This is a genomic window from Streptomyces sp. NPDC002640 (assembly GCF_053592575.1).
The window spans coordinates 296,968-309,648 of sequence record NZ_JBSFVZ010000002.1 but is presented as its reverse complement, the minus strand read 5'-3'; the positions used below and the strand labels follow the sequence as shown (position 1 = coordinate 309,648).

At 71.2% G+C, this 12,681-nt stretch carries 19 protein-coding genes; 18 read left to right on the top strand and 1 reads right to left on the bottom strand.

The annotated features are described in order from the left end of the window. The first annotated feature begins 31 nt into the window (after nt 1-31). Nucleotides 32-955 carry a LysR substrate-binding domain-containing protein gene (locus tag ACWD3O_RS04050; RefSeq protein WP_451410572.1) on the top strand — a complete coding sequence of 308 codons (924 nt, stop codon included), beginning with the start codon at nt 32-34 and terminating at the stop codon, nt 953-955. Nucleotides 956-1,093: 138 nt separating this feature from the next. Next, nucleotides 1,094-2,470, top strand: a complete 1,377-nt coding sequence (locus ACWD3O_RS04045; RefSeq protein WP_451410570.1) for a carbohydrate-binding protein — start codon at nt 1,094-1,096, stop codon at nt 2,468-2,470. A 242-nt stretch (nt 2,471-2,712) separates the two neighbouring features. On the opposite strand, the gene ACWD3O_RS04040 is transcribed toward ACWD3O_RS04045, so the two are convergent. Then, nucleotides 2,713-3,123, bottom strand: coding sequence for a four-helix bundle copper-binding protein (locus ACWD3O_RS04040; RefSeq protein WP_451414765.1), 411 nt, complete (start codon nt 3,121-3,123; stop codon nt 2,713-2,715). A 137-nt stretch (nt 3,124-3,260) separates the two neighbouring features. Between ACWD3O_RS04040 and ACWD3O_RS04035 the strand changes: the two genes are divergently transcribed. The 16 genes from ACWD3O_RS04035 (at nt 3,261) to ACWD3O_RS03960 (ending at nt 12,681) form a co-directional block, all read left to right on the top strand. Beyond that, nucleotides 3,261-4,970 (top strand): DUF2207 domain-containing protein, encoded by a 1,710-nt coding sequence (locus ACWD3O_RS04035; protein ID WP_451414764.1) that lies wholly within the window; start codon nt 3,261-3,263, stop codon nt 4,968-4,970. A gap of 736 nt (nt 4,971-5,706) precedes the next feature. Continuing rightward, entirely contained in the window at nt 5,707-6,015 is a 309-nt protein-coding gene (rpsJ, locus tag ACWD3O_RS04030; RefSeq protein WP_003948644.1) for a 30S ribosomal protein S10, read from the top strand. A 17-nt stretch (nt 6,016-6,032) separates the two neighbouring features. Continuing rightward, nucleotides 6,033-6,677, top strand: coding sequence for a 50S ribosomal protein L3 (gene rplC, locus ACWD3O_RS04025; RefSeq protein WP_451410567.1), 645 nt, complete (start codon nt 6,033-6,035; stop codon nt 6,675-6,677). Nucleotides 6,678-6,685: 8 nt separating this feature from the next. After that, on the top strand, nt 6,686-7,333 hold the full coding sequence (gene rplD, locus ACWD3O_RS04020; RefSeq protein ID WP_451410566.1) for a 50S ribosomal protein L4: 648 nt from the start codon (nt 6,686-6,688) through the stop codon (nt 7,331-7,333). Next, nucleotides 7,333-7,752: a 50S ribosomal protein L23 gene (gene rplW / locus ACWD3O_RS04015; RefSeq protein WP_451410565.1), complete on the top strand. Its 420-nt coding sequence runs from the start codon at nt 7,333-7,335 to the stop codon at nt 7,750-7,752. The genes rplD and rplW overlap by 1 nt, the downstream gene beginning before the upstream one ends. Nucleotides 7,753-7,791: 39 nt before the next feature. Next, nucleotides 7,792-8,628, top strand: coding sequence for a 50S ribosomal protein L2 (gene rplB / locus ACWD3O_RS04010; RefSeq protein ID WP_151771773.1), 837 nt, complete (start codon nt 7,792-7,794; stop codon nt 8,626-8,628). A gap of 12 nt (nt 8,629-8,640) precedes the next feature. Continuing rightward, nucleotides 8,641-8,922, top strand: a complete 282-nt coding sequence (rpsS, locus tag ACWD3O_RS04005; protein WP_003948639.1) for a 30S ribosomal protein S19 — start codon at nt 8,641-8,643, stop codon at nt 8,920-8,922. Between the two features lie 43 nt (nt 8,923-8,965). After that, on the top strand, nt 8,966-9,313 hold the full coding sequence (rplV, locus tag ACWD3O_RS04000) for a 50S ribosomal protein L22 (protein ID WP_108954813.1): 348 nt from the start codon (nt 8,966-8,968) through the stop codon (nt 9,311-9,313). Further along, on the top strand, nt 9,313-10,155 hold the full coding sequence (rpsC, locus tag ACWD3O_RS03995) for a 30S ribosomal protein S3 (RefSeq protein WP_356128633.1): 843 nt from the start codon (nt 9,313-9,315) through the stop codon (nt 10,153-10,155). The genes rplV and rpsC overlap by 1 nt, the downstream gene beginning before the upstream one ends. Nucleotides 10,156-10,158: 3 nt before the next feature. Beyond that, nucleotides 10,159-10,578, top strand: a complete 420-nt coding sequence (rplP, locus tag ACWD3O_RS03990; protein ID WP_005313579.1) for a 50S ribosomal protein L16 — start codon at nt 10,159-10,161, stop codon at nt 10,576-10,578. After that, a complete protein-coding gene (rpmC, locus tag ACWD3O_RS03985) occupies nt 10,578-10,802 on the top strand; it encodes a 50S ribosomal protein L29 (RefSeq protein WP_108954811.1) in 225 nt (74 codons plus the stop codon). Before rplP ends, rpmC begins: the two co-directional genes overlap by 1 nt. After that, nucleotides 10,799-11,083 carry a 30S ribosomal protein S17 gene (gene rpsQ / locus ACWD3O_RS03980; protein WP_108954810.1) on the top strand — a complete coding sequence of 95 codons (285 nt, stop codon included), beginning with the start codon at nt 10,799-10,801 and terminating at the stop codon, nt 11,081-11,083. The genes rpmC and rpsQ overlap by 4 nt, the downstream gene beginning before the upstream one ends. Nucleotides 11,084-11,253: 170 nt before the next feature. Beyond that, on the top strand, nt 11,254-11,622 hold the full coding sequence (rplN, locus tag ACWD3O_RS03975) for a 50S ribosomal protein L14 (protein ID WP_055718836.1): 369 nt from the start codon (nt 11,254-11,256) through the stop codon (nt 11,620-11,622). A 2-nt stretch (nt 11,623-11,624) separates the two neighbouring features. Beyond that, nucleotides 11,625-11,936, top strand: coding sequence for a 50S ribosomal protein L24 (rplX, locus tag ACWD3O_RS03970; RefSeq protein ID WP_108954809.1), 312 nt, complete (start codon nt 11,625-11,627; stop codon nt 11,934-11,936). Continuing rightward, nucleotides 11,933-12,490, top strand: coding sequence for a 50S ribosomal protein L5 (rplE, locus tag ACWD3O_RS03965; protein WP_166024943.1), 558 nt, complete (start codon nt 11,933-11,935; stop codon nt 12,488-12,490). The genes rplX and rplE overlap by 4 nt, the downstream gene beginning before the upstream one ends. A 5-nt stretch (nt 12,491-12,495) precedes the next feature. Then, nucleotides 12,496-12,681: a type Z 30S ribosomal protein S14 gene (locus ACWD3O_RS03960; RefSeq protein ID WP_003956452.1), complete on the top strand. Its 186-nt coding sequence runs from the start codon at nt 12,496-12,498 to the stop codon at nt 12,679-12,681.

Below are 12,681 nucleotides of genomic sequence, written 5' to 3'. Positions count from 1 at the left end.
GCTGGTCCGGGCCAAGGACCAAGCTCCGTCCATGGAGCTGGAGTTGCGTCATCTGAGGGTGATCAGGGAGATAGCCGACGCGGGCAGTCTGACCCGGGCCGCGAAGACGCTGGGGCTGTCCCAGCCCACACTGAGCGCGCAGCTGAAGCGGATCGAGCGGACGCTCGGCGGCACGCTCTTCGAGCGCGGGCGGTTCGGGGTGCGGGCGACGCCGCTGGGGGAGCTGGTGCTGGCCCGCACCCGGGTGGTGCTGCCGGCGGTGACCGAGCTCCAGCAGGAGGCGGCGCTCTTCGCCCGCACCCGCTCCGGCCTGCGGCGTTTCCGGCTGGGCGGCACGCACGGGCCACTGCTGGGCGGTCTGCTGGCCCGCCTGTCCGACGCGGCCTCCGAGGTGCCGGTCACCACCACCACGACCTGGTCGGAGCGGGAACTGGCCGCGCAGGTCTCCGAGGGGCGGATCGACTTCGCCCTGCTCGGGGTGTGCGGATCCGCGCACCCGCCGGCGGCCCCCCAGGTGTCCTGGCGGGAGATCGCCGTGGACGCCGTGCACGTGATGCTGCCGGCCACCCACCCCCTGGTGGGGCGTGCCGCCATCGACCTGGCCGAGCTGGCCGGGGAGGACTGGGGGGCCGTGCCGGGCGACGGCTGCTTCGCGGACTGCTTCGCCGCGGCCTGCACCCGGGCCGGCTTCACCCCGCGCAGCCTGTACGAGACGGACACCTCGTCGATCGTGCACCTGGTGCAGGTGGGACGGGCGCTGGGGCTGGCGCGGGCGACGTTCCCGCCGACGCCGGGCATCGTCACCCGGCCGCTCGCCGGGACGCCGCTGACCTGGCGGCACCTGCTGGGCTGGCAGGGCGCCGCGCAGCCGGACCCGGTCGTCGACCTGGTCCTCGCGCAGGCCCGCGCGGCGCACGCGGACGCCCGGGAGCGCGCGGAGGCGGGCCCCGTATAGCGGCGGTGGCCGATCCATAGCTCCGGGGGAGGGGGTCGGCCGGAGGCTGACGCGGACATGTCTGGCGGTCGTACGTTCACGGCAGCGCCAAGCTCCCCGCACGGCTCCTGCTCCACCTCCCACCTGTAGGAGACACCCATGCCTCCCTTCTCCCGGGCCGCCGGCACGGCCGCCCTGCTCGCCGCCGGCACGCTGTTGCTGTCCGGCCTGGCCGGCACCGCCACGGCCAGGCCGACCGTGCCGCCCCGCGTCGACGCCCCGTCCGCCGCCGAGACCCTCCGCACCGACCGCGCCCCGGCCGGACTGCTGAAGGCCCTCCAGCGCGACCTCGGCCTGACCGCCGCCCAGGCGGAACGGCGCCTGGCCAACGAGGCGCAGGCCGGTGCCACCCTCGGGCGGCTGCGCCTGGCGCTCGGCGCCGACCACGCCGGCGGCTGGATCGGCGGCGCGGACGCCGGCGCCCTCACGGTGGCCACCACGGACCGCTCCGACGTCGCCGTCATCGAGCGGGCCGGCGCCCGGGCCGTCGTCGTGGACCGGTCGCTGGGAGAGCTGGAGGCGGACCGCGCCCGGCTGGACCGGGCCGCCGGAGAGGTCTCCGCCGCGGACGTCCCGGTCCGCTACGTCGACCTGCGGCGCAACAAGGTCGTCGTCGAGGCGGTCGACCCGGCGGCGGCCGAGCGGCTGGTCGCGGCGGCGGGCGTGGACCCGGCACACGTCGAGGTGGTGCGGACCGCGGAACGCCCGCGCACCTACTACGACGTGCGCGGCGGCGACGCCTACTACATGGGCGGCGGCGGCCGATGTTCGGTCGGCTTCGGCGTGACCCGGTCCACCACCCAGGGCTTCGTGACCGCCGGTCACTGCGGCACGGTCGGCCAGAGCACCTCCGGCTACAACCAGGTCGCCCAGGGCACCTTCCAGGGCTCCAGCTTCCCGGGCCGGGACATGGCCTGGGTGGCGGTCAACTCCAACTGGACGGCGACCGCGACCGTCGTGAGCTCCAGCCAGCAGGTGACCGGCTCCACCCAGGCGGCCGTGGGCGCGTCGATCTGCCGCTCCGGATCCACCACCGGCTGGCGCTGCGGCACGGTGCAGCAGCACAACACCTCCGTCACCTACCCGGAGGGCACCATCTCCGGCGTGACGCGCACCTCGGTGTGCGCCGAGCCGGGGGACTCGGGCGGCTCCTTCATCTCCGGCAGCCAGGCCCAGGGCGTCACCTCGGGCGGCAGCGGCAACTGCAGCTCCGGCGGGACGACGTACTACTACCCGGTCAACCCGATCCTCTCCTCGTACGGCCTCACGCTGAAGACGGCCGGCGGCACCACGCCGCCGCCCACCACCCCGCCGCCCACCGACCCGGGCGCCACCACCTGGGCGCCGGGCGTCGTCTACCAGGCGGGCGCGACCGTCACCTACAACGGCGTGAGCTACCGGTGCCTCCAGCAGCACCAGGCGCAGGGCGGCTGGGAGCCGCCGAACGTGCCGGCCCTGTGGCAGCGGGTCGGCTGACCCCGCGGCCCCGCCGCCCGGTACCACCGCCCACCCCGACTCCCCCGGCCCCCGGGGGACCGTCGCCGACGGGACCCTGACCCCGTCGGTACACCGCGCCCCCGCCGGAGCTCCATCCCTCCGGCGGGGGCGCACCCGTGCGCGGGGGAGGCCGCCCCCGGTCCATGGGCCGCGCCGGCCGCCCGAGGGCCGCCCCCGGCCGCCCCCGGGTCCATGGGCCGCCCGCAGCCCGAGGGCCGCCCTCAGCCCAGGGAGGCCAGCAGCGCCTCGCAGGCGTCCTCGCAGGACCGGCAGGACTCGGCGCAGATCTGGCAGTGGTCGTGCTGGGTGTGGTGGGCGCACTCCTCGCCGCACGTGCGGCACGCGGTGGCGCAGGCGGTGAGCAGGGTGCGGGCGACGTCGGCGTGGAAGCCGGTGTGCCGCGAGAGCACGGTGGCGGTGGTGGTGCAGATGTCGGAGCAGTCCAGGTCGGTGCGGACGCAGTCGGCGAGCTCGTCGACCATCTCCTCGGACAGACAGGCGTCCGCGCAGGCCGTGCAGACCTGGGCGCAGGACACGCATTCCTCGATGCAGGCGGTCAGCTTCTCCCGGTCGAGGCCGCCGAGTGCCGCGGGGTAGGCGTCGAGCATCTCCTTGACCTTCAGGGCGCTCATACGGTCACTCTCCTTCCGCTCGTCACCCCGCCCGGGTGGGCGGATCGGGCGCGACCAAACCTGACCCCGCCCCGCCGCGGTTACGCTCCCGGCAGCGCGGCCGACGGCGTCGGGGGCAGGCCGGGACGGGAGGTTCGGTGGCGACGAGGACGAGGGACCGGAGCGGGCGAGGCGCCGTGCTCCTGGCGGTGGGCGTGCTGGTGGTGGGGCTGACGGGGCTCCTGGGGGCGGTGTTCGGCGGGCCGGGGGAGCGGGTGCTGCTGCACCGGGTGGTCGCCGAGCTCGCCGAGGACGACAGCGCGCGGATCACCGAGGTGATCGACTACGACTTCGCCGGCGAGGACCGCCACGGCATCCACCGGCGGATCGGCGGCACCGGCACGGGGACGCCGCGGGACAAGACCGCCACCCTCGACGGGGAGCCCGTCCCCTTCACCACCACCGACACCGGCGTCGGCGGCGTCCGCGTCCGGCTCGGCGACCCGGACGGGACGCTGACCGGGGTCCACCGGTACCGGCTCGGCTACACCCTGCCCGGCCTGGTCCACGCCGGCCAGGGGTTCTCCTGGGACGTGAACGGGCTCGGCTGGGAGGTCCCGGCCGAGCGCGTGCAGGTGCGGATCACCGCCCCGGCCCGGCTGGAGTCGGTGGTCTGCACGCACTACGGCACCGGCGGCGACGGGTCGTGCGAGATGCGGCAGCCCACACGCGGACGGCTGGACGCGGACGTCTCCGGGCTGGACGAGGGGGAGGGCGTCCTGCTCCGCGCCGAGGTCGGCCGGGCGCTGACCGGCGGCGCGGCCGGCGCCCCGCCCGCGGAACCGGCCGGACGCCCCGCCGCGCCGGAGCACCCCGGTCCGGTCCTGGCCGGGCTGGGAACCGCGGCGGCCGCGGCGGCCGCGACGCTGCTCACGGCGGCGCTGGTCCGGTTCGCCACGCGGGCACGGGTCGAGGACGCCGACGGCGGGGTGCGGCGGCGGGACCTGCGCCGCGCGGCCGCCGCCGTGAAGCCGTCCCCCGTCCCGCCCGCGGGGCTCACCCCCGCCCAGGCCGGGATCCTGCACGCCGGGCGGGTGCGGGACGAGCACCGGGCGGGCTGGCTGATGAGCGCCTCGCGGGACGGCGCGCTCACCATCACCGGCCGCAAGAGGCCGGTCCTGTTCCGGGGCGCGCGCCTGGCGAACGGTGCCGCCGATCCGGTCACCGCGGAGGTCCTGGACCTGCTCTTCGCGCGCCGCCGCAAGATAGGTCTCGGGCAGTACCACCGGGACTTCGCCGCGGCCTGGAAGCTGCTGCGCACGCGCCTCGACGAGTGGCGGTCCGCCGGCGGCGAGGGGCTGTGGACGCCGCGGGGCGACGCGTACGTCCGGGCTGCCCGGACCGTGGGCGCCGTGGCGGCCCTGACGGGGACCGTGCTGACCGCGGTCGTGGACGCGCGGGCCGGATGGGCGGCGGTGGCCGGAGCGGGCCTCGCGCTGCTGGTCCTCGCCGGCGAGCTGCGCGTCCGCACCGCGCGAGGGGCTCAACTCTGGCTCGCGACCGAGGCGTTGCGGCGCCACCTGGCCGACCCCGGCACGCCCCGCACGGACCGCGACACCCCGTGGGCGGTGGCCCTCGGCCTCGCCGCCACCTGGTCCGCGGGCCACCGCCGCGACGGGGACCTGGTCGCCCTCGCAGCCCACCTGCCGGACGCCGCGGCGGCGGCCGGCAGCCGTGTCGCCCCCGACACCGGGGGCTCGTCGTCCTCGTCCGGCGGTCACACCGGCGGCGGTGACGGAAGCGGGGGAGGGGGCGGCGGCGGCTCGAGCGGCGGCGGCGACGGGGGAGGCGGCGGGGGCTCCTGGTAGGCCCTGGCCGTCCCGAACGGTTCGCCCCGTGTCCTGGCCCTGCCGAACGGTTCACCCGGCGTGCCCTGGCCCTGCCGAACGGATCGCCCGGCGTGTCCTGGCCGTCCCGAACGGTTCGCCCGCGTGTCCTGACCGCTCGTGCCGGACGGCCCCGCCCGTGCCGGACGACCCGCATGATCCGCGCCACATTCCGCACCCCCGTGCGCGAGAGCGGCCCCGAACGCCCGCGGACCCGGTCCGGCGGGTCCGGCGCGCAGGCGGCGCCGGACCCCGCGCCGTGGCCTCCGCACCCCCGCCGACCTGCGGATTCGCCCCCCGCGTGAGCGACACGGCGCCCTCGGGTTTGACCTGCTCGTCACGCGGGGTACGCTCTTCCGCCCGATTGGCCAGGCTCATGCCCCGTATGGCACACTAGCCAAGTTGCTCGGTCGAGTGTTGATGTCGCACGCCTCCCGCCGGGAGGACCGGAAGCGAGTCCCACAGTACTCGTCAGCCCCATGCGGGCTGGAAGTACGGGAATCTTCCGGGAAGTGCCGGCGCGACTCCGGCCAGGCGCCCGGTGGGCCTTCCGCTCCCGGTTCCGCGGCGGTGAGCCGCACTCCCCTGGTAGGGATTCCCGGTTCGGGACTTCGTATCGACGGGAGCGCGACACGCCCGACCGCGTGGGTCGGCGAAGAGGGTCCAGCAAACCCATCGGGTTCCAGAGCGTTACTAGAGACAGGACTACTGAGTAGCCATGGCGGGACAGAAGATCCGCATCCGGCTCAAGGCCTACGACCACGAGGTCATCGACTCCTCGGCGAAGAAGATCGTCGAGACGGTGACCCGCACTGGTGCGTCGGTCGCGGGCCCGGTGCCGCTGCCCACTGAGAAGAACGTGTACTGCGTCATCAAGTCGCCGCACAAGTACAAGGACTCGCGCGAGCACTTCGAGATGCGCACGCACAAGCGCCTGATCGACATTCTCGACCCGACGCCGAAGACCGTTGACTCCCTGATGCGACTCGACCTCCCGGCCGGTGTCGACATCGAGATCAAGCTCTGAAGGCCGGTGATCTGAGAATGGCTAAGCAGATCAAGGGCATCCTGGGCGAGAAGCTCGGCATGACGCAGGTGTGGGACGCGAACAACCGCGTCGTCCCGGTCACCGTCGTCAAGGCCGGCCCGAACGTCGTGACCCAGGTCCGTACGAACGACATCGACGGCTACGAGTCGGTCCAGATCGCCTTCGGCGAGATCGACCCGCGCAAGGTGAACAAGCCCCTCAAGGGCCACTTCTCCAAGGCCGACGTCACCCCCCGCCGCCACCTCGTCGAGATCCGTACCTCGGACGCTGCCGAGTACACCCTCGGCCAGGAGATCACCGCCGAGGTGTTCGAGGCCGGCATCAAGGTCGACGTGACCGGCAAGAGCAAGGGCAAGGGCTTCGCCGGTGTCATGAAGCGTCACAACTTCAAGGGCCTCGGCGCCGGTCACGGCACCCAGCGCAAGCACCGCTCTCCCGGCTCCATCGGTGGCTGCGCCACCCCGGGCCGTGTGTTCAAGGGCCTCCGCATGGCGGGTCGCATGGGCAACGAGCGGGTCACCACCCAGAACCTGACCGTCCACGCCGTTGACGCGGAGAAGGGTCTGCTGCTCATCAAGGGCGCGGTTCCCGGTCCGAACGGCGGCCTCGTCCTGGTCCGCACCGCGGCCAAGGGGGCCTGAGGTAACCGATGAGCACTGTTGACATCCTTTCGCCGGCGGGCGACAAGGCCGGTACCGTCGAGCTCCCCGCGGAGATCTTCGACGCCAAGGTCAGCGTTCCGCTGATCCACCAGGTCGTCGTCGCGCAACTGGCCGCTGCCCGTCAGGGCACGCACAAGACCAAGACCCGTGGCGAGGTCCGTGGTGGTGGCCGCAAGCCGTACCGCCAGAAGGGCACCGGCCGCGCCCGTCAGGGCTCGACCCGCGCGCCCCAGTTCGCCGGTGGTGGCGTCGTGCACGGTCCCGTGCCGCGTGACTACTCGCAGCGGACCCCCAAGAAGATGAAGGCCGCCGCCCTGCGTGGCGCCCTCACCGACCGCGCGCGTCACAACCGCATCCACGTCGTCTCCGGCGTGGTCGAGGGTGCTGCCTCCACCAAGGCCGCGAAGTCGCTGTTCGGCAAGATCTCGGAGCGCAAGAACGTGCTCCTGGTCGTCGACCGCGCCGACGAGGCCGCGTGGCTGTCCGCCCGCAACCTGCCCCAGGTCCACATCCTGGAGCCGGGCCAGCTGAACACGTACGACGTTCTCGTCTCGGACGACGTGGTCTTCACCCAGGCCGCGTTCGAGTCCTTCGTGTCCGGCGGCCAGGCCGTCACCGAAGGGAGCGAGGCCTGATGGCTACGCGTCACCCGAGCATCGCCTCCAAGGCTGCGAAGGCCGCCAAGGCCGCGCGCGTCGCCAAGGCGCGCCGCCACGCCGCCGAGGGCAAGAACACCGTCGTCACCCCGGCCAGCAAGGCGTTCACGGACCCCCGTGACGTGCTGCTGAAGCCGGTCGTGTCGGAGAAGAGCTACGCGCTCATCGACGAGAACAAGTACACGTTCATCGTCGCGCCGGGCTCCAACAAGACCCAGATCAAGGAGGCCGTGCAGTCGGTCTTCTCGGTCAAGGTCACCGGGGTCAACACGATCAACCGCCAGGGCAAGCGCAAGCGGACCCGCACCGGGTTCGGCAAGCGTCCGGACACCAAGCGCGCGATCGTGACCCTCGCCGAGGGCGACCGTATCGACATCTTCGGCGGTCCGACCGCCTAAGGGCGTCGGATCGTCCGAATATCGGACGAGGACTGAGAAATGGGTATCCGCAAGTACAAGCCGACGACTCCGGGCCGTCGTGGCTCCAGCGTCGCCGACTTCGTCGAGGTCACGCGGTCCACGCCGGAGAAGTCGCTGGTCCGCCCGCTGCACAGCAAGGGCGGCCGTAACAACGCCGGTCGTGTGACCGTTCGCCACCAGGGTGGCGGACACAAGCGCGCCTACCGCGTGATCGACTTCCGTCGTCACGACAAGGACGGCGTGCCGGCGAAGGTCGCGCACATCGAGTACGACCCCAACCGCACCGCGCGCATCGCGCTGCTGCACTACGCGGACGGCGAGAAGCGCTACATCATCGCGCCGCGCAACCTGCAGCAGGGTGACCGTGTCGAGGCCGGTCCCGGGGCCGACATCAAGCCGGGCAACAACCTGGCGCTCCGCAACATCCCGGTCGGTACCACGATCCACGCGATCGAGCTCCGTCCCGGTGGCGGCGCCAAGTTCGCCCGCTCCGCAGGCGCCTCCGTGCAGCTGCTCGCGAAGGAGGGCTCGATGGCCCACCTCCGCATGCCTTCCGGTGAGATCCGCCTGGTCGACGTGCGCTGCCGCGCCACCGTCGGCGAGGTCGGCAACGCCGAGCAGAGCAACATCAACTGGGGCAAGGCCGGCCGCAAGCGGTGGCTGGGCGTTCGCCCGACCGTCCGTGGTGTCGTCATGAACCCGGTCGACCACCCGCACGGTGGTGGTGAAGGCCGTACCTCCGGTGGCCGTCACCCCGTCTCCCCGTGGGGCAAGAAGGAAGGTCGTACTCGTTCGCCCAAGAAGGCGTCGAACAAGTACATCGTCCGCCGCCGCAAGACGAACAAGAAGCGCTAGGAGCGGGTTTAGATGCCGCGTAGTCTCAAGAAGGGGCCCTTCGTCGACGACCACCTCATCAAGAAGGTGGATGTCCAGAACGAAGCCGGCACCAAGAACGTCATCAAGACCTGGTCCCGTCGCTCGATGATCGTCCCGGCCATGCTCGGCCACACGATCGCGGTGCACAACGGCAAGACCCACATCCCGGTGTTTGTCACCGAGTCCATGGTCGGCCACAAGCTCGGCGAGTTCTCGCCGACGCGCACCTTCCGGGGTCACGTCAAGGACGACCGGAAGTCGAAGCGCCGCTAAAGCGGGGCTGTGAAAGACCATGACAGACACTGAAGGGACAACCATGGAAGCCAGGGCCCAGGCGCGGTACATCCGCGTCACGCCCATGAAGGCCCGCCGCGTGGTGGACCTTATCCGTGGCATGGATGCCACGGAGGCTCAGGCGGTCCTGCGTTTCGCCCCGCAGGCCGCGAGCGTGCCGGTCGGCAAGGTGCTGGACAGCGCCATCGCCAACGCCGCGCACAACTACGACCACACCGATTCGTCGAGCCTGTACGTCTCCGAGGCGTACGTCGACGAGGGCCCGACCCTGAAGCGGTTCCGTCCGCGCGCCCAGGGCCGCGCCTACCGGATCCGCAAGCGGACCAGCCACATCACCGTGGTCGTCAGCAGCAAGGAAGGAACCCGGTAATGGGCCAGAAGGTTAACCCGCATGGGTTCCGGCTCGGTGTCACGACCGACTTCAAGTCGCGTTGGTACGCCGACAAGCTGTACAAGGACTACGTCAAGGAAGACGTCGCCATCCGTCGGATGATGACGTCCGGCATGGAGCGCGCCGGCATCTCCAAGGTCGAGATCGAGCGCACCCGTGACCGCGTGCGGGTGGACATCCACACCGCCCGTCCGGGCATCGTGATCGGCCGCCGCGGCGCCGAGGCCGACCGCATCCGCGGTGACCTCGAGAAGCTCACCGGCAAGCAGGTCCAGCTGAACATCCTCGAGGTCAAGAACCCCGAGACCGACGCTCAGCTCGTGGCCCAGGCCGTCGCCGAGCAGCTGTCCTCCCGCGTCTCCTTCCGTCGCGCCATGCGTAAGAGCATGCAGTCGGCGATGAAGGCCGGCGCCAAGGGCATCAAGATCCAGTGCGGTGGCCGTCTCGGCGGCGCCGAGATGTCGCGCTCGGAGTTCTACCGCGAGGGCCGCGTGCCCCTGCACACGCTCCGCGCCAACGTCGACTACGGCTTCTTCGAGGCCAAGACGACCTTCGGCCGCATCGGTGTGAAGGTCTGGATCTACAAGGGCGACGTCAAGAACATCGCCGAGGTCCGCGCCGAGAACGCCGCCGCCCGCGCCGGCAACCGTCCGGCCCGTGGTGGCGGCAACGACCGCCCGGCCGGCCGTGGTGGCCGCGGTGGCGAGCGTGGCGGTCGTGGCCGCAAGCCCCAGCAGTCGGCTGCCGCCGCCGAGGCCCGCACGGCCGAGGCTCCCGCGGGCGCCGCTGCCGAGCCGAGCTCTGCCGGAAAGGAGAGCTGACCCATGCTGATCCCGCGTAGGGTCAAGCACCGCAAGCAGCACCACCCCAAGCGCCGCGGTATGGCCAAGGGCGGTACGACGGTTGCGTTCGGCGAGTACGGCATTCAGGCCATGACGCCGGCGTACGTCACCAACCGCCAGATCGAGGCCGCTCGTATCGCGATGACCCGCCACATCAAGCGTGGCGGCAAGGTCTGGATCAACATCTACCCGGACCGCCCCCTCACCAAGAAGCCGGCCGAGACCCGCATGGGTTCCGGTAAGGGTTCGCCGGAGTGGTGGGTCGCGAACGTGCACCCGGGTCGGGTCATGTTCGAGCTGTCTTACCCCAACGAGAAGATCGCCCGTGAGGCGCTGACCCGTGCGGCCCACAAGCTGCCGATGAAGTGCCGGATCGTCAAGCGCGAGGCAGGTGAAGCGTGATGTCGGCCGGTACCAAGGCGTCCGAGCTGCGCGAGCTGGGCAACGAGGAGCTTCTCGCGAAGCTCCGCGAGGCCAAGGAAGAGCTGTTCAACCTCCGCTTCCAGGCGGCGACGGGCCAGCTCGAGAACCACGGCCGTCTGAAGGCGGTCCGCAAGGACATCGCCCGGGTCTACACCCTCATGCGTGAGCGTGAGCTCGGCATCGAGTCGGTGGAGAACGCATGAGCGAGAACAACGTGACTGAGCAGAAGACCGAGCGCAACGCACGCAAGACCCGTGAGGGTCTGGTCGTCAGCGACAAGATGGACAAGACCGTCGTCGTCGCCGTCGAGGACCACGTGAAGCACGCGCTGTACGGCAAGGTCATCCGCCGTACGAACAAGCTCAAGGCGCATGACGAGCAGAACGCTGCCGGCATCGGCGACCGCGTCCTCCTGATGGAGACCCGGAAGCTGTCCGCCACCAAGCACTGGCGCGTCATCGAGATCCTCGAGAAGGCGAAGTAAGAAGCCGGGGCCCTGCCCCAGCTGACCGGCCGGGGGGCTTCCCCGCCCCCCGGTCCGGTTCTTCGCCTCAGAGGCCACAGGTAATTCCCGCGGGGGCTTCCCGCGGGTGAGTTCCGCCAGGCTCTCCGGCTCTGCTCCGGAGGGAACCGGCAGACGATCAGGAGATAGACGTGATCCAGCAGGAGTCGCGACTGCGTGTCGCCGACAACACTGGTGCGAAGGAAATCCTTTGCATCCGTGTGCTCGGTGGCTCCGGTCGCCGCTACGCGGGCATCGGTGACGTCATCGTCGCCACCGTCAAGGACGCGATCCCCGGTGGCAACGTGAAGAAGGGCGACGTCGTCAAGGCCGTCGTCGTTCGCACCGTCAAGGAGCGCCGCCGTCCGGACGGCTCGTACATCCGCTTCGACGAGAACGCCGCCGTCATTCTGAAGAACGACGGCGACCCTCGCGGCACCCGTATCTTCGGCCCCGTGGGCCGTGAGCTGCGCGAGAAGAAGTTCATGAAGATCATCTCCCTCGCGCCGGAGGTGCTGTGAGCATGAAGATCAAGAAGGGCGACCTGGTCCAGGTCATCACCGGCAAGGACAAGGGCAAGCAGGGCAAGGTCGTCGCGGCCTTCCCCCGCGAGAACCGCGTCCTGGTCGAGGGTGTCAACCGGGTCAAGAAGCACACGAAGGCCGGCCCGAACCAGGCCGGCGGCATCGTGACCGTCGAGGCGCCGGTCCACGTGAGCAACGTTCAGCTCGTCGTGGAGAAGGACGGCCAGAAGGTCGTGACCCGCGTCGGTTACCGCTTCGACGAGAACGGCAACAAGATCCGCGTTGCCAAGCGGACGGGTGAGGACATCTGATGGCTACCACCACTCCGCGTCTGAAGACGAAGTACCGCGAGGAGATCGCGGGCAAGCTGCGTGACGAGTTCAAGTACGAGAACGTCATGCAGGTTCCCGGCCTCGTCAAGATCGTGGTCAACATGGGTGTGGGCGACGCCGCCCGCGACTCCAAGCTGATCGAGGGCGCCATCCGCGACCTCACCACGATCACCGGTCAGAAGCCGGCCGTCACCAAGGCCCGCAAGTCCATCGCGCAGTTCAAGCTGCGTGAGGGTCAGCCGATCGGTGCCCACGTCACGCTCCGTGGCGACCGCATGTGGGAGTTCCTGGACCGCACCCTGTCGCTCGCGCTCCCGCGCATCCGCGACTTCCGCGGCCTGTCCCCCAAGCAGTTCGACGGCCGTGGCAACTACACCTTCGGTCTCACGGAGCAGGTCATGTTCCACGAGATCGACCAGGACAAGATCGACCGCACCCGAGGCATGGACATCACCGTGGTGACCACGGCTGCCAACGACGCTGAGGGCCGTGCGCTCCTCCGTCACCTCGGCTTCCCGTTCAAGGAGGCGTGAGCGAGATGGCGAAGAAGGCTCTCATCGCGAAGGCTGCTCGCAAGCCCAAGTTCGGTGTGCGCGCGTACACCCGCTGCCAGCGCTGCGGCCGTCCGCACTCCGTGTACCGCAAGTTCGGCCTCTGCCGCGTGTGCCTCCGTGAGATGGCTCACCGCGGCGAGCTGCCGGGCGTGACCAAGAGCTCCTGGTAA